This is a genomic window from Micromonospora sp. DT68 (assembly GCF_049847245.1).
GTDB classification, from domain to species: Bacteria; Actinomycetota; Actinomycetes; order Mycobacteriales; family Micromonosporaceae; genus Micromonospora; species Micromonospora profundi.
Genome location: NZ_JBNCNZ010000023.1, coordinates 13,870 through 28,562, shown reverse-complemented (window position 1 = coordinate 28,562; position 14,693 = coordinate 13,870). Strand labels below are relative to the sequence as shown.

Sequence of the window (14,693 nt, the reverse complement as noted above, 5' to 3'; positions counted from 1 at the left end):
CTCAGGCCAGGTTCGACGACCGGGGGTACGCGTCGGTCGGGTCGGTGAGCACGTTCACCAGGTACGGCACGCCTGCGTCGAACGCCCGCTGGAGCGCCGGCCCCAGGTCGGCTGCCTTGGCGACCGTCTCCCCCGCACCGCCGAGTGCGCTGACCACCGTGTCGTAGCGCAACTCCGGCTGGAGGTCGGCGGCCACGTCGTAGCCGTACATGGCTCGCATCGGGTGCTTCTCCAGCCCCCAGATGCCGTTGTTGCCGACCACGATCACCACAGGCAGCTTCTGGCGTACCAGCGACTCGACGTCCATCAGCGAGAAACCAGCCGCACCGTCGCCCATCAGCACGCAGATCTGCCGGTCCGGGTGGCTGACCCGGGCGCCCATCGCGTAGCCCATGCCGGTGCCCAGGCACCCGTACGGGCCCGGGTCCAGCCAGGTGCCGGGCTGCGCCGGCTCCAGGTAACGGCCGGCGTACGAGACGAAGTCGCCGCCGTCGCCGATGGTGATGGCGTCGCGGGCCAGTACCCGGCGCAGCTCGCCGTAGATCCGGGCCGGGCGGATCGGGTCGGTCTCGGCGGCCATCTCGGCGGCGTCGCGGGCCTTCGCCGCGTCCTCGGCGACGCGCAGGTCGGCGATCCAGTCGGAGTGGTCGGCGCGGTCACCGGCGTGGTCGGCGAGCGCGGAGAGGATCAGGCGCAGGTCACCGGCGGGGGTGGCGGCCGGCTGGACGTGCGTCGCCCGCTGGCTGGGCGCGTCGACGATGTGCACCACCTTGGCGTCGCCGAAGTCACCGAAGCTGAGCCGGAAGTCAAGCGGGGTGCCGACCACCACGACGACGTCGGCGCCGGAGAGCGCGGCGCGGCGGGCCTTGGCGAAGGCGAGGGGGTGCTCCGGCGGCAGCGAGCCGCGGCCCATCCCGTTGGTGAAGACCGGCACCTGCAACGCCTCGGCGGCCTCCCGCAGCGCGGCGACCGCGTCACCGGCGTACACGTCCGAACCGGCGATGATGACGGGCCGTTGCGCGCCGGCGATGAGCGTCGCGGCCCGCCCGACCTCGTCCGGGTCGGGCTCGACCGGGTCGACGCCTGTCGGCGCGGGTACGTCCGCCTCGGAGACCGAGAAGACCGTCTCCAGCGGGAAGTCCAGGAACGCCGGGCCGCGGTGCGGGGTGAGGGCGGCGGTGAGGGCCGTGTCGATCGCGCGCGGGATGTCGTCGGTGCTGAAGACCGTTTCGGCGTGCTTGGTGACCGGAGCGACAAGCGGGAGGTGGTCCATCTCCTGGAGGCTGCCCGAGCCCCAGCGGAACGCCGGTGCCCTGCCCCCGAGCACCAGCACCGGTGAGGCGTTGAAGAAGGCGCTTGTCATGCCCGAGATGCCGTTGGTGACGCCGGGGCCGGCGGTGAGCACGGCGAGGCCCGGACGGCGCTGGAGCTTGGCCACCGCCTCGGCGGCGAACACCGCTGACTGCTCGTGCCGTACGTCGTAGATCGGGAAGTCGCTCTTGTGCGCGGCGTCGTAGAGCGGGAAGACGTGCCCACCGGACAGCGTGAACATCTCCCGTACGCCGTGCGCGCGAAGTGCCGCCAGCGCCAACTCCCCGCCGTGACCCTCGATCCGCTCCGTCATTCGCCGCTTCCCTTCGTGCCTCATGACCGAGGGCCCACGCTACTGGCCGGTAGACAGAATGTGAACCGTTCTCGATTCACGGCTCGATCGACGATCCGCGCACCCCGCGAGGGTCAGCGACCCGTGAAGCCCGGCTTGCGCTTCTCGACGAACGCCGCCATGCCTTCGCGCCGGTCGTCGGTAGCGAACAGCGCCGCGAAGAGCTGACTCTCCCACGCCAGGCCCGAGTTCAGGTCCATGTCCAGGCCGCCGTCGACAGCCAGCTTCGCCGCCCGCAGCGCCTGAGCAGGCCCGTTGAGGTACGGCTTGACGAGCGTCACGGCAGCGTCGTACACCTCGGCAGCTGGGACGACCCGGTCGGCCAGGCCGATCCGCAGCGCCTCCTGCGCGTCCACCATGCGCCCGGACATGATCAGATCCTTGGCACGGGCCGGGCCGACAAGACGGGCCAGCCGCTGCGTACCGCCGGCACCGGGAATGATGCCGAGCTTGATCTCCGGCTGACCGAGCTTGGCGTCCTCGGCCACCACCCGCCAGTCGCAGGCCAGCGCCAGCTCGCAGCCGCCGCCGAGGGCGTACCCGGTGATCGCCGCGACCACCGGCTTGGGAATGCGGGCGATCGCGCCGAGCGCGCTGGACAGTGCAGCCGCCCGGTCGGCCATGTCCACGTAGGACATCTCGGCCATCTGCTTGATGTCCGCGCCAGCGGCGAAGACCTTCTCGCCGCCGTACACGATGACGGCGCGGACCTCGGGGTCGGCGGTGGCGTCCGTCGCGGCCGCACGCAACTCCTCCTGCACCTGGGTGTTCAGCGCGTTCATCGGCGGCCGCTCCAGCCGGATGGTGCCGATGCCGTCCTTGATCTCCAGCCGAACGAACTCGCCCACGCTGCCCTCACTTCCTCGTCGAAGTCGCGTGCCAACCTTACGACCAGGCTCGTTTGGGTAAGTAGTGTGGTGTCAGTCCCGCAGGTGGGAGTACAGCCATGGTCACGTATTACGACGACAAGTCGGTGCAGGTCACCTCCACCGCCGTCCGGGTCGACGGTCGCAGCTACCCCCTGGGCCAGATCACAATGGTGTGGCACCGCCGGGGCAGCCGTTCCTGGCGGGTCCTCGTCGGTCGGGGTGCGATCGGCGCGGCGCTGGCCGGCCCCCTTGTCGCGGCGGTGCTCGGCATCGGCGTGGCCGTCTGGCTGCACCGCTCTCCCACCGTGACGATCGCGATCGTCGGCGCCTCGGTGCTTGTCGGCCTGGCCGTCGGCCCGGTCGCCGACTTCCTCTTCGAACACCTCGACCGCTCGTACGCCAGGGGCAGCCGGCAACTGGAGATCTGGATCCGTTGGCGCGGCCATCCGGTGCGGCTGTTGCAGACCGGTGACGCGCTGCGCTTCGGCCAGATCTACCGGGCGCTGCAACGGGCCGTCGAGCACAGCCAGCCCATCCGCCGCCCCGCCGCCCGCCGCTAGCCCACCCGGGCAGGCGGGCCGCCCTAACGGCAGGCGGCTGTGACGACGACGGGCGCCTGTGTCAGCACCGGCGGTCGGCAGTCGCCAGGTGCCGCCGGCCGCCAGGCGGCGGCCACGTTGTGGACCGGGTCTTCCGGCCGGTACGCGGCCCACCGGGAAAGGTCGTTGCCGCCATTGAGCCCGCTGGCGAGCAGCACACCAGCGGAACCGGTCCGGACCGCGGCCAGCAGCAACCGCATGCCGACCGCCGGATAGCCGAGCGCGGAGCACGCCACGTCACCCTCGCGCCAGCACGTCCATGCGAGAGCCGGATCACCGATCGCCCGGTCCGGGTACGGCGCCGTGAACAGGTCGTACACCACCGCTTCGGTGCCGAGGGTCTGACCGACGCTCTGCCAGAAGTCGATGGCGTACGTGGCGTCGGGCATCGGCTTGGCGCAGACCGCCCGTTCGTCCCGGCACGTCGCACCCGGTCCGGTGTAGCGGCCGTGACTCCAGGTGAGCGCGACGACCGGCGTGATGCCGGCGGCGATCAACCGCTGCGTGTATGCCACGACCTCCTGCCGGTACGGCTCGCCGCCGTAGCGCGGGTCGACGTACGGCAGGCCGAGCCAGCAAGCCTCGTTGAGCGAGATGTACGCCGCCTGGAAGCCACGTGCGACGAGCCCGGCCACGGCGTTCGCGTCGACCGGACCGTCCCAGATGCCCTGCCCGTTCACGCATCGGGACTCGGCACCGGTACGCGCCATCGGCGACAGCGGTCGGGGGGCAACGGCGTCGACGACAGGGGAGATGCCCCAGAGACGATTCCTCACCACGCTGACGTACGGGGCCTGCCGCTCCTCGCCCGGCGTGAGCACCCGGACGAACGGGGCGGTGGCTGCCTGCTTCGCGCCCTGGTCGTCGTACGCCCAGGCGAACACGTTGTACCCGCCGGCAGGCACGTCACGCCACTGGGCGGTGTAGGGCGCCGTCGTGTCGATGCCGAGCGGGACCGGCTCCGGCGTGTTGCCGGTGCCGAAGAACTCGACCCGGGTGATCCGCCGGCCCGGCGCTGGCGTGGCGGCGGCCTCCACGGTGATCGTCGCCGGGGCGAAGAAGTGGTCACCGTTCTCGGGCCGCGTGATCCGCACGACCGGCCTGTTCGGGTCGGGCCCGGGGCTGGCCGACTGGCTCGGCGTCGGGCTGGTCGTCGGGTTGGGCGTGGCCGAGACCGTCGGGGCGGGTGTGGATGAGACCGTCGGGTTGGGCGTGGCAGAGGCCGTCGGGTTAGGTGTGGCCGAGACCGTCGGGGCGGGCGTGGACGACGGCGGCAAAATGGTCCCGCAGGTGACGCCGTTGAGGGTGAAGGCAACCGGTCCGCTGCGCTTGACCCCGTACGTCATGACGTATTCGAAGGACACCTGCCGGTCCGCCGGCAGGACGCTGCCGGGCAGGCTGCGCAGCGTGACCTGCTCGCCGCGCTGCTCCCAGCGCACGCCGTCGACGTGTTTGACCTGCTCGCTCGGGTATCGGACCTGGAACCCGAGCGTCCAGTCCGACAGCGACCGGCCCACGCTCACAACGGTGATGTCGCCGCGGACCATCGACTGGTACTGGTAACTGGTCTGCATCTGCACGGCACACCCACCGGCGGCGGATGCCGGAGGCACCACGGCGAGGGCCGCGGAGGCGGCGGCGAGCGCGGCAATTGCCGAACAGACGATGCGATTCCTCATCAACGATCCCCCGTGATCGAAGTTCATCACTGTCATCCTCGGCGTGGGCAGCGCCGCAAGTCAAGACGCCCTGGGCCGGCGATGTCGTGAACGATGCAGCTCCGGGTTGCCAGCCAATGGTTATGCTTAGTGATGACCCTCTATTACCGGGACGACGCGGTGCAGGTGACCTCCGAGTCGATCCGGGCCGGTGGTCACGTGATCGCACTGTCGGATGTGACGTTCGTCTGGCACGCGCGGGGGGCGAAGACCCTCGCGGTGCGCGGTCGTGTGCTGGGGCGCGGTGTCCTGGTGCTGCTGCTGTCGCTGCCGCCGCTTGTCGCTGTCGTGTGCGTGCTCTCGCTTGCCTGGTCGGCGCAGGACCGGGGCAACTGGCAGTTGGCGCTGATCATCCTGGCCGCCTGCGCGGTGGGGGCGCTGGCGCTGACACCGTTTCTGGAGATCCCGCTCGGCTGGTTGGATCGCTCCTACGAGCGCGGCAGCCATGTGCACGAGTTGTGGGTGCAACACCACGGTCAGGAACAGTTGCTGCTGCGTACACCGGACGCGTTGCGGTTCGGGCAGATCTACCGGGCCGTACAGCGGGCCGTCGAGCAGCAGGGCGACCACCGATAGATCGCCGGTCAGTTCAGCGGCAGGGTGGTGGCGATCGGCCAGCCCACGATGGCGGCACCCACCGTTGCCAACAGCCAGCGTGGGGCCGCGTACCGGCGCAGCACTGCCGCCCAGATGGCGTGCCAGCCGAGCAGCAGCACGAACAACGGCACCACAAGCAGCACGAAGCCCGGTGCCACGCCGACAAGCGCCGCCATGGTCAGCACCGGCACTGTGACGGCGACGACCAGCAGGTGTCGCCACGCCCGGCCGCCGGCGACCAGTTCGACGCCCAGCAGGTACAGCAGACACGCGCCCAGCACCAGCGGGAGCAGCCACCAGCGGGGGCCCACCGGCCACGCCGACGTCAGGCCCAGGTGGATCGGCAGCGCGACGGCGAGGACCGCGTACCCGGTCAGGGCCAACGCCGCGACGGCGGTCCGCGCCCCCGCCGAAGGACCTGCCGCGACGGCGGCCCGGTCCGCAGCCCTGCGACCTGCCGCGACGGCGCTTGATGCCGGAACACCTGCCGCTGGGGAGGGTGGTCGCGGCAGCCACCGATGCCCGGCGGCCACCAGCAGGCCGGTGACCAGCAGGAAGCCTGCGACGTAGCCGCCGACGGCGAGTGGCAGCCGGTTGGTGGGCATCACCGCCGCGGCTACCGCACCGGCCCCGGCGGCGAGAGTCGTCAGCCCGAACAGGGTCAGGCCACCGAGCGGAGCCCTCCGCCCGGACCGCTCCGGGCCGGCGCTCCGCCTCGGCAGGAGTAGCGCCGCGAGCGGAACCACCCCGACGCCGAACGCCAGCACCAGCAGCGCCGCCCCGGCGAGCCGGACGAGCGGCCGTGGAGCGGCCGTCCCGTCGGTGCTGGGCAGCCAGTCGACGATCTCCTGATGGGTACGCGGGGCGAAGAGCACCGAGATGTGCTCGACACCCGGCACCACCGCCGCTGGCCGTCGACTCACCGCCGCGCCCCGTCCGACGGCGTCGTCGGCCGCGCGCCGGAACGCTGGGAACTCCGCGCCGCCGACGATGAGCAGCAGCTCCGCCGGCCGTCCGGGTGGCAGCTCACCGGCGCTGGGCAGCGAGATCGCCACGGTCCGGGCGATCTCCGGGTGGTCGACGGCGTACCTGGTGACGGCACCGGCACCCATCGAGTGCCCCAGCAGCATGATCTGGTTCGGGTCCACGTCGGGCAGTGAACGCACGTGGGCGACGGCGGCATCCACGTCGGCCGCCAGAGTCGCGGAAGACATGTCGGCACCGAGTCGCGCCGGGTTGGCACCGTGACCGGCGAAGTCGAACAGCAGCGCGACGGCCCCTCGACGGGCCACGGTGTCGCCGATCGGGCGCATCAGCCGGGCCGAGCCGGCGAACCCGTGTGCGATCACCACGCCTGGCCGCCGCACGTCCGGTGTCGGCGCACCGGCGCGTACCTCGGTCATCGGCACGCCGCCGACGGTGACCTGCCGGACGGTGAGGCCGTCGTCGGCTCTGACCAGCACCAGCGTGCCGAGCGCGGCGGCGACGGCCGCGAGCACGGCGAGCAGAACTGTGGTCCGGGTGCTCGGCGGGCGGTGCGGCGAGGGTGCCGGCATGCCGGCACCCTACCGTCGAACGGGCCGCCGGCGACTCCGCCGGACGAGCGCTTGTGGCGCTACCGGCGCACACTTGATCCCATGGCGATTCCCCTCCCCACTCCAGCCGCTGTGGTCGGCCTGACCCGCTCCGCTCTCGACCAGGCGATGGGCTCGGCCGTCTCGTTCGCTGCCGTGCCCGCCCGCGCGTTCGCGGTGCTGGACGGGGTGGAGGCGCTGCTGGCTCGGATCAACGGCGTGGTGGACCGGATCGAGACGACCTTGGACCGGACCGATCAGGTGCTCACCGACGCCGAGGGGGCGGTCCGCGAGGTGGCAGTCATCAGCGCCGCCGCGACCACCGCCATCGACACCGCCACCGAGGTGGCGGCGTCCGCCGCCGTGGTGGTCCGGGAAGCCGAGCAGGTCTCCAGGGCCGCGGGCACGGTGGTCACCGAGGCCGGCACGGTGGCCGGCACCGCAGCGGTCACGGTGCGCAGCGCCGCCCAGGCGGCGACGACGGCAGCCGAACTGCTTGCGGCGTACGAGCCGGCGCTGCGCAGGGCCGCCCCGATGGCCGGGCGGTTCGTGGAGGAGCTGAGCCACGAGGAGATCACCGCGGCGATCCACCTGATCGACGAGTTGCCAAAGCTCAAGCAGCACCTGACCGCCGACATCCTGCCTATCCTGTCCACACTGGACCGGGTCGGCCCCGACCTGCACGACCTGCTGGACGTCACCCGCGACCTCAAGCTCGCCGTGGCCGGCATCCCCGGCCTGGGCATGCTGCGTCGCCGGGGCGAGAAGCTCGGCGACGACTCCGCCGGCTGAGCCCGCGCCGGGCCCGAGGGCCAGGTCAGCAGTCGCAGGTGATCGTCGCGGTGGGCGCCGTCAGGTCGTCCACCGGGCGTCGGGTCAGCCCCGTCTCCGTCACCACCGGCAGCCCCTCCCGCACCCAGTACTCGAACCCACCGATCATCTCCTTGACCGGGTAGCCGAGCCGGGTGAACTCCAGCGCCGCCCTGGTCGCGCCGTTGCAGCCCGGACCCCAGCAGTAGGTGACCACCGCCGTGCCGGCGGGGATCAACCCGGTCGCCCGGTCGGCGATCTCGGCGGTGGGCAGGTGCACGGCCCCGGGCAGGTGCCCCTGCGCCCAGGCCGCCTCCCCCCGGGAGTCGACAACCACCAGACCGGAGGTACGGGCGGACAGGTCGGCGTGGACGTCGCTGACGTCGGTCTCGACGCTGAGCCGGGCGAGGAAGTGCGCGGCAGCGGTGGCCGGGTCGGCCGCTGGGACGGCGAAGGCGAAGGTCATGCACCGATCGTGGCCGTCGTCGCCGGATCAGGGCGAGTGGCGAGAACGACAACCTGCGCTAACATCCCGCCATGCCGAACCGCGCCACTGTCACCGACCCGCGCCGGCCGTCGACGCGCCGAGCGCCGGCAGACCGTCACCGCGTCGCGGTGCTCGCGTACCCGGGGATGTCGGTGTTCGAGACCGGCATCGTCACCGAGGTGTTCGGGCTACCCCGGCCGGAGTTCGACGTCGACTGGTACGACCTGGTGGTCTGCGCCGAGCGGCCAGGACCGGTGCCGGTGGTCGGCGGCGCCAGCCTGCACACCCCGTACGGCTTGGCGGAGCTGGCGGCGGCGCGGACGGTGATCGTGCCCGGCGTGCCGGACGTGACAGCGGACCCATCACCTGCGCTTGTCGCCGCGCTGCGTCGGGCACACGGCGACGGCGCGCGGATCATGTCGATCTGCTCGGGTGCGTTCGCACTCGCCGGCGCGGGGATCCTTGACGGCCGTCGAGCCACCACCCACTGGCGGTACGCGGAACTACTGGCCCGCCGGTACCCCCGCGTCCAGGTCGACCCGGACGTGCTGTACCTCGACGACGGCGACCTGCTCACCAGTGCCGGCAGCGCGGCCGGCCTGGACCTCTGCGTCCACGTGATCAGGCGCGATCACGGCGCGGCGATCGCAAACGCGGTGGCCCGGCGGCTGGTGATCCCGCCGCACCGCGACGGCGGGCAGGCGCAGTTCGTGGAGGCGCCAGTGCCCGCCGGCACCGACGACGACCGGATCGCGGGCAGCATCGACTGGGCGCTCGCGCATCTCGCCGAGCCGCTGACCGTCGCCCGGCTCGCCCAGCAGGCGCACATGTCGCCCCGCACCTACCTGCGGCACTTCGCCCAGGCCACCGGGACGAGCCCGATCCGCTGGCTGATCGACAAGCGGGTCCGCGCCAGCCTGGCACTGTTGGAGGAGTCGGACACCCCGGTCGAGCAGGTCGCCACGGCAGTGGGGTTCGACACGGCGGTCACCTACCGCCACCACTTCGGACGACTCATGTTGACGTCCCCGACGGCGTACCGCAGGGCTTTCCGCATCGGCGGCGGGCGCTAGCCCGGGACGTACAGCTCGTCGATCTCGGCGCGTCGCGGCAGCGCCACCGAGGCGCCGAGCTTGCGGACGCAGGCAGCGCCGGCCGCCGACGCCCAGCGCACCGCGTCGACCACGTCCCGGCCTTCGCCCCAGCCCACGGCAAGCGCGGCAGTGAACGCGTCACCGGCAGCTGTCGAGTCGACCACGTCGACGGGTACCGCGGGCACGTGCGCCTCGGTGCCGTCCCGGTCGACGTACCAGGCGCCCGCGTCGCCGAGGGTGAGCACGGCGCGGGGCACCAGGTCGAGCAGAGCCCGCGGCTCCTCCCGGCCCCGGCCGGTGAACGCCTGCGCCTCGCCCTCGTTGACTACCAGCAGGTCGACGGCTGCGAGCAGCTCCGGCGGCAGGTCCCGGGCTGGCGCGGCGTTCAGGATGACACGGGTGCCGGCGGCGCGAGCGGCCACCGCTGCGGCGGCCACCGTCTGCACCGGGATCTCCAGCTGGGCGACCAGGACGTCCGCCGCGCGTACCGCGGCGAGTTCGTCGTCGGTGAGACCGACAAGCGCGTCGTTGGCGCCGGGGGTCACCATTATGGCGTTCTCCCCCTGCGCGTTGACCATCACGAGCGCCACGCCGGACGCGCCGTAGACCACGCGCAGGAGACTGGTGTCCACACCAGCCGCGGTGATCCGGGCCTTGAGGGTGACGCCGAAGGCGTCCGAGCCGATGGCACCCAGGAAGACGCAGGAGGCGCCGGCCCGGACGGCGGCGATCGCCTGGTTGGCGCCCTTGCCGCCGGGCACCATCACGAAGTCGGTGCCGAGCGTCGTCTCGCCCGGCCGAGGTAGCGAGGGCGCCATCGCGACCAGGTCCATGTTGGCGCTGCCCACGACCACCACGCGGGTCTGCGACATGGTCACCCTCCCCGGTCGGCTGTTCAGGCGGCGCGGGCGGTGTAGCGGTCGCCGGACCGCTCGACCACCAGCGGCAGGCCGAAGGTCTTGGAGAGGTTGTCGCCGGTAAGCGTCTCGGCGAGCAGCCCCTGGGCGACCACCGCACCTTCGCGCAGCAGCAGCGCGTGGGTGAACCCGGGCGGGATCTCCTCCACGTGGTGGGTGACGAGCACCATGGCCGGGGCGTCCGGGTCGTACGCCAGCTCGGCCAGCCGGGCGACCAGGTCCTCACGCCCACCCAGGTCGAGCCCGGCGGCGGGTTCGTCGAGCAGCAGCAGCTCCGGGTCGGCCATCAGTGCCCGGGCGATCTGGACCCGCTTGCGTTCGCCCTCGGAGAGGGTGCCGTAGCGACGTTCGGCCAGGCCGCCGATGCCGAGCTGGCTGAGCAGCGCCCGCGCCCGCGCCTCGTCGCTGCGGTCGTAGCTTTCCCGCCAACGGCCGACGACCGACCAGGCGGCGGTCACCACGACGTCGCTCACCTGCTCGTCGGCGGGCACCCGCTCGGCGAGCGCCGCTGTGGAGAGCCCGATCCGGGTACGCAGCTCGTTGACGTCGGTGCGGCCGATCCGCTCGCCCAGGACGTGCGCGACACCCGTGGTGGGGTGCAGGCGGCCGGCGGCGAGGTTGAGCAGTGTGGTCTTGCCCGCGCCGTTGGGGCCGAGCACGACCCAGCGCTCGTCCAGCTCGACGCGCCAGGTCAGGTCCTGCAACAGAGCGGTGCCGGAGCGGCGTACGCCGACGCTGTCGAGGCTGACCACCAGATCCGGGTCCACGGGGGCGGCGGCAGGCGCGGCGCTGACGGCGCCGGGGATCAGGTCACCAGTCACCTGTCCATCCAACCACGCAGCGTGGACGTACCCCCCATGGGCGGCGTCTGGGCCATAGGGTGAGCGCCGTGTCGTTGATCACCATCGCTGGAGGACGGCTCGTGCCAGGTCGACGTACGGAGCCGCGCGGATGAGCGCGGTCATCGAGATCGAGGGTCTGCGCAAGACCTTCCACAGCGTGCGCAACGGCCGGCGGGTGGCGGTGGACGGGTTCGACCTGCTGGTCGAGGCGGGTCAGGTCCACGGTTTCCTGGGCCCGAACGGCTCTGGCAAGACGACCACCCTGCGTGCCCTGCTCGGGCTGGTACGCGCCGACAGCGGGGTGATGAGGGTGTTCGGCGAGCGGTCGCCGGAGCTGTTGCCCCGGGTGGCCGGGCGGGTCGGCGCGATAGTGGAGAGCCCACAGTTCTTCGGCAACTTCACCGGGTACCGGACGCTGCGGCTGCTCGCCCGCGCGGGCGGGGTGCCGGTCTCACGGGTGGACGAGGCTCTGGAGCTGGTGGGCCTGCGTGACCGTGGTGACGAGCGGGTCAAGGGCTACTCGCTGGGGATGAAGCAGCGCCTCGCTGTGGCCTCGGCGCTGTTGAAGGATCCACAGCTGCTGATCCTGGACGAGCCGGCCAACGGTCTGGACCCGGCGGGAATCCGGGAGATGCGGGACCTGATGCGGACGCTGGCGGCGGCCGGGGTGACAGTGCTGGTATCCAGTCACATCCTGGCCGAGATCCAGTTGATCTGCGACCACGTCACGATCATCTCGCGGGGCCGGCGGGTTGCGGCGGGTCGGGTGGACGAGGTACTGGCCGGCTACGACCGGCACGAGTTCCTGGTCCGGGTGGCCGAGCCGGAGCGCGCCGCCGAGGTGTTGCAGGCGGTGGAGCTGACGGCGGTCGTGGACGGCGACGCGCTTGTGGTGAGCGGGGTGACCGATCCGACGGTGGTGAGTCGGACGCTCGGCGAGCAAGGGCTGTGGGTGGGTGAGCTGACTCCGCTGCGGCCGGATCTGGAGAGCGTCTTCCTGGAGCTGACCGGTGCCGGGCACACGTGGATGCCACGCCAGGTCGACGGTTCGGCGTTGCCGGCCGACGACGAGGACCGCGCGATGATCGATCTCGACGTACGGGGAGTGGACTCGTGAACCTGGTCCGGGCCGAGTTGGAGCGGCTGACCGCGCGCCGCTTCGTGCAGCTCATGGTCGTGCTGCTGGCGCTGGCGTTCGCCGTCACCGCGGCGACCACACTTGCCGGCTCACACAAGCCCAGCGCCGTGGAACTGGCCGCGGCGCGGACGCAGGCCATCGACGCGCGGCAGGGCATGGAGGCAGCGTTCCAGGAGTGCCTGGCCTGGAAGGACCGCACGGTCCCCCGCGACACCGGCGACTATCAACCCGCCGACTGCTCGGAGATCGACCCGGCCCGGCAGGACCGGTTGCCTATCGCTTCGGACTATCTGCGCGGGGTGTTCAGCTTCGCCCAGCAGGCTCGCCCGCTGCTGTACTTCCTCATCGCGTTCCTGGCGATGTTCGGGTTCCTGGTCGGCGCCTCGTACATCGGCGCGGACCTGAACTCCGGCGGTGTGGTGAACCTGCTGCTGTGGCGACCGCGCCGGCTCACGGTGCTCGCCGCCAAGCTCGGCACACTGCTCGGCGTGATGCTGGCGTTGTCGGTGGTGGCATCGCTTGTCTACCTGGCCACGTTCTGGGTGATCGGTCAGACGGCAGGGCTGGCCGGCCATCTCGACGGGGAGTTCTGGCGATCGCTCGGCGCCGTCCACGGCCGCGGCCTGGTGCTGGTGTTGCTGACCACCGCCCTGGGCTTCGCCATCGCGACGCTGGGCCGGCACACGTCGGCGGCGCTCGGCGCCGTCGCCGCGTACGCGGTGGTGTGGGAGTTGGGCGCCCGGGTGGTGCTGGAGATCGTGGACGCCCGGCGACCGGACCAGCTGATGCTCTCCAGCCACATCGGGGCATGGCTCACCGGCGAGGCACGGTTCTGGGATCCGCAGCTCTGTTACAACTCGACGGGTGCCTTCTGCGACGGCCTCTACACACTTACGTGGCGGCCTGCGCTGGCGGTGCTGCTCCTGCTCACCGGCGGGTTGACCGCAGCGGCGTTCGCCGTGTTCCGTCGCCGCGACCTGATCTGAGGCGGGCCGTCCCGCCGGGCGGCAAGAGCTTGCAGTGCGACCGTCAGCGGTGAAATATTTCTTCACATGACCGCCACTGCGGAATCAGCCGACGGTGGAGCCGAACACCTCGTCGCGGACGGCGTCCAGTGCGGTGCGCAGCGCGCCGCGCAGGATCGGCTCCTCGGTGAGCCCCGTGGGCACCACACGCGGGCGCACCAGCGTGATGGCCGCGACCTCACGCTGCACCCGCTCGGCGAGCGCTTCCCCGCCGGCCTGGCCGACCTCACCGGCGAGCACCACGAGCGGCGGGTCGAGCACCACGCAGGTGCTTGCCACACCGAGGGCGAGCCGCCGGGCCAGTTCGTCGAGCATCGGGCCGCCGGCAGCGCCGTCGGCGACGGCCGCGCGTACCGCCCCGGCGGCGTCGGTGGCCGGGTAGCCGTGTTCGCGGGCGACAGCGCGCACGGAGTCCGCGCCGATCACCTGCTGGAAGGCCGGCTTGGCGCGGCGGGAGACATCACGTGGGATGGGCGCGCCGGGCACCGGCAGGTAGCCGATCTCGCCGGCCGCGCCGCTGCTGCCGTGGTGCAGCCGGCCGCCCAGCATGATGGCGAGGCCGACGCCGGCCCCGACCCAGACGAGCACGAAGTCGGCCATTCCCTGCGCGGCGCCGGACTGCGCCTCGGCCACGGCGGCCAGGTTGACGTCGTTCTCGAAGACCACAGGGGTGTGCAGGTCGTCGCGCAGCGCGGCGAGCAGGCCGCTGTGCCAGCGCGGCAGGTTGAAGGCGAAGGTGATGTCGCCGGTGTGAGGATCGACCAGACCGGGAGTGCCGAGCACGATCCGCCGGACGCTGCTGAGCTGCGCCTGGGCGCTACTCGCGGCCTGCACCACCGCGTTGTGCACCACGCCCACCGGGTCGTCGGTGTCCCGCGTCGACTGCTCGACGCGGCCGATGACCGCGCCGGTGATGTCGGCGCAGGCGGCGACAACCCGGTCCGGCCCGACGTCCACTCCGACGACGTGTGCACTCCCCGGGCGTACCGCGTAGAGCTGGGCGTTCGGTCCCCGACCGCCGGCCTGCTCGCCGACCCGGGCGACCAGGCCGCGTTCCTCCAGCCGCTCGACGAGCTGGGAGGCGGTGACTTTGGACAGCCCGGTCAGCTCGCCCAGCCGGGCCCGGGTGAGCGGCCCGCGTTCGAGGAGCAGTTCGAGGGCCGCGCGGTCGTTGAGGGCCCGCAACAGGCGGGGGGTGCCGGGCAGCCGGGTCGCACTCATGCCACGTCCTCTAGTTTTAGTAAACTTTGCTAACTGTAAACCGACCTGCGAGCGGGTAGCCGTAGCGTATCGGCCACCCGCAGGTGGAGCGCTCGGCCGACCGTGCAGGGAGATGACCACCACGGGTACGACTTTTCGC

At 72.1% G+C, this 14,693-nt stretch carries 14 protein-coding genes; 6 read left to right on the top strand and 8 right to left on the bottom strand.

Annotation, left to right across the window (positions count from 1 at the left end):
* Window position 1: 1 nt before the first annotated feature.
* The gene (locus ACPXB1_RS28105; protein WP_355593511.1) at window positions 2–1,624 is read right to left on the bottom strand and encodes an acetolactate synthase; all 1,623 of its coding nucleotides are present in this window, start codon (window positions 1,622–1,624) and stop codon (window positions 2–4) included.
* Between the two features lie 113 nt (window positions 1,625–1,737).
* Window positions 1,738–2,511, bottom strand: coding sequence for an enoyl-CoA hydratase/isomerase family protein (locus ACPXB1_RS28100; RefSeq protein ID WP_355593509.1), 774 nt, complete (start codon window positions 2,509–2,511; stop codon window positions 1,738–1,740).
* Between the two features lie 98 nt (window positions 2,512–2,609).
* Here ACPXB1_RS28100 and ACPXB1_RS28095 point away from each other — a divergent pair, with 98 nt between their 5' ends.
* Window positions 2,610–3,092 carry a DUF6232 family protein gene (locus ACPXB1_RS28095; protein WP_355593507.1) on the top strand — a complete coding sequence of 161 codons (483 nt, stop codon included), beginning with the start codon at window positions 2,610–2,612 and terminating at the stop codon, window positions 3,090–3,092.
* A 23-nt stretch (window positions 3,093–3,115) separates the two neighbouring features.
* On the opposite strand, the gene ACPXB1_RS28090 is transcribed toward ACPXB1_RS28095, so the two are convergent.
* Window positions 3,116–4,810 (bottom strand): Ig-like domain-containing protein, encoded by a 1,695-nt coding sequence (locus ACPXB1_RS28090; protein WP_355630232.1) that lies wholly within the window; start codon window positions 4,808–4,810, stop codon window positions 3,116–3,118.
* Between the two features lie 132 nt (window positions 4,811–4,942).
* Between ACPXB1_RS28090 and ACPXB1_RS28085 the strand changes: the two genes are divergently transcribed.
* Complete coding sequence (locus tag ACPXB1_RS28085; protein ID WP_355593503.1) at window positions 4,943–5,425, top strand: DUF6232 family protein; 483 nt, start codon at window positions 4,943–4,945, stop codon at window positions 5,423–5,425.
* An 8-nt stretch (window positions 5,426–5,433) separates the two neighbouring features.
* On the opposite strand, the gene ACPXB1_RS28080 is transcribed toward ACPXB1_RS28085, so the two are convergent.
* The gene (locus ACPXB1_RS28080; RefSeq protein ID WP_425736015.1) at window positions 5,434–7,002 is read right to left on the bottom strand and encodes an alpha/beta fold hydrolase; all 1,569 of its coding nucleotides are present in this window, start codon (window positions 7,000–7,002) and stop codon (window positions 5,434–5,436) included.
* A gap of 81 nt (window positions 7,003–7,083) precedes the next feature.
* Between ACPXB1_RS28080 and ACPXB1_RS28075 the strand changes: the two genes are divergently transcribed.
* Window positions 7,084–7,812, top strand: coding sequence for a hypothetical protein (locus ACPXB1_RS28075; RefSeq protein ID WP_425736014.1), 729 nt, complete (start codon window positions 7,084–7,086; stop codon window positions 7,810–7,812).
* A 25-nt stretch (window positions 7,813–7,837) separates the two neighbouring features.
* On the opposite strand, the gene ACPXB1_RS28070 is transcribed toward ACPXB1_RS28075, so the two are convergent.
* Window positions 7,838–8,296, bottom strand: a complete 459-nt coding sequence (locus tag ACPXB1_RS28070) for a rhodanese-like domain-containing protein (protein ID WP_355630238.1) — start codon at window positions 8,294–8,296, stop codon at window positions 7,838–7,840.
* 71 nt (window positions 8,297–8,367) lie between these two features.
* Here ACPXB1_RS28070 and ftrA point away from each other — a divergent pair, with 71 nt between their 5' ends.
* Complete coding sequence (gene ftrA, locus ACPXB1_RS28065) at window positions 8,368–9,390, top strand: transcriptional regulator FtrA (RefSeq protein WP_355630241.1); 1,023 nt, start codon at window positions 8,368–8,370, stop codon at window positions 9,388–9,390.
* Here the strand turns inward: ftrA and ACPXB1_RS28060 are convergent.
* Both ACPXB1_RS28060 and ACPXB1_RS28055 read right to left on the bottom strand, forming a co-directional pair.
* Window positions 9,387–10,283, bottom strand: a complete 897-nt coding sequence (locus ACPXB1_RS28060; RefSeq protein ID WP_425736013.1) for a ribokinase — start codon at window positions 10,281–10,283, stop codon at window positions 9,387–9,389. The genes ftrA and ACPXB1_RS28060 overlap by 4 nt on opposite strands.
* Before the next feature lie 23 nt (window positions 10,284–10,306).
* Window positions 10,307–11,161 (bottom strand): ABC transporter ATP-binding protein, encoded by an 855-nt coding sequence (locus ACPXB1_RS28055; protein ID WP_425736012.1) that lies wholly within the window; start codon window positions 11,159–11,161, stop codon window positions 10,307–10,309.
* A gap of 118 nt (window positions 11,162–11,279) precedes the next feature.
* Between ACPXB1_RS28055 and ACPXB1_RS28050 the strand changes: the two genes are divergently transcribed.
* Both ACPXB1_RS28050 and ACPXB1_RS28045 read left to right on the top strand, forming a co-directional pair.
* Entirely contained in the window at window positions 11,280–12,287 is a 1,008-nt protein-coding gene (locus ACPXB1_RS28050; protein ID WP_425736011.1) for an ABC transporter ATP-binding protein, read from the top strand.
* Complete coding sequence (locus tag ACPXB1_RS28045; protein ID WP_355593487.1) at window positions 12,284–13,294, top strand: ABC transporter permease subunit; 1,011 nt, start codon at window positions 12,284–12,286, stop codon at window positions 13,292–13,294. The genes ACPXB1_RS28050 and ACPXB1_RS28045 overlap by 4 nt, the downstream gene beginning before the upstream one ends.
* An 84-nt stretch (window positions 13,295–13,378) precedes the next feature.
* Here the strand turns inward: ACPXB1_RS28045 and ACPXB1_RS28040 are convergent, their stop codons facing one another.
* Window positions 13,379–14,554 (bottom strand): ROK family transcriptional regulator, encoded by a 1,176-nt coding sequence (locus ACPXB1_RS28040; RefSeq protein WP_355593485.1) that lies wholly within the window; start codon window positions 14,552–14,554, stop codon window positions 13,379–13,381.
* Window positions 14,555–14,693: the final 139 nt, after the last annotated feature.

What these genes read in the sequence shown, in the direction of transcription:
- ACPXB1_RS28070 (WP_355630238.1), bottom strand. Translation starts at nt 8,296, where the DNA reads ATGACCTTCGCCTTCGCCGTCCCAGCGGCCGACCCGGCCACCGCTGCC.
- ACPXB1_RS28105 (WP_355593511.1), bottom strand. Translation starts at nt 1,624, where the DNA reads ATGACGGAGCGGATCGAGGGTCACGGCGGGGAGTTGGCGCTGGCGGCA.
- ACPXB1_RS28080 (WP_425736015.1), bottom strand. Translation starts at nt 7,002, where the DNA reads ATGCCGGCACCCTCGCCGCACCGCCCGCCGAGCACCCGGACCACAGTT.
- ftrA (WP_355630241.1), top strand. Translation starts at nt 8,368, where the DNA reads ATGCCGAACCGCGCCACTGTCACCGACCCGCGCCGGCCGTCGACGCGC.
- ACPXB1_RS28060 (WP_425736013.1), bottom strand. Translation starts at nt 10,283, where the DNA reads ATGTCGCAGACCCGCGTGGTGGTCGTGGGCAGCGCCAACATGGACCTG.
- ACPXB1_RS28085 (WP_355593503.1), top strand. Translation starts at nt 4,943, where the DNA reads ATGACCCTCTATTACCGGGACGACGCGGTGCAGGTGACCTCCGAGTCG.
- ACPXB1_RS28075 (WP_425736014.1), top strand. Translation starts at nt 7,084, where the DNA reads ATGGCGATTCCCCTCCCCACTCCAGCCGCTGTGGTCGGCCTGACCCGC.
- ACPXB1_RS28050 (WP_425736011.1), top strand. Translation starts at nt 11,280, where the DNA reads ATGAGCGCGGTCATCGAGATCGAGGGTCTGCGCAAGACCTTCCACAGC.
- ACPXB1_RS28040 (WP_355593485.1), bottom strand. Translation starts at nt 14,554, where the DNA reads ATGAGTGCGACCCGGCTGCCCGGCACCCCCCGCCTGTTGCGGGCCCTC.
- ACPXB1_RS28095 (WP_355593507.1), top strand. Translation starts at nt 2,610, where the DNA reads ATGGTCACGTATTACGACGACAAGTCGGTGCAGGTCACCTCCACCGCC.
- ACPXB1_RS28090 (WP_355630232.1), bottom strand. Translation starts at nt 4,810, where the DNA reads ATGAGGAATCGCATCGTCTGTTCGGCAATTGCCGCGCTCGCCGCCGCC.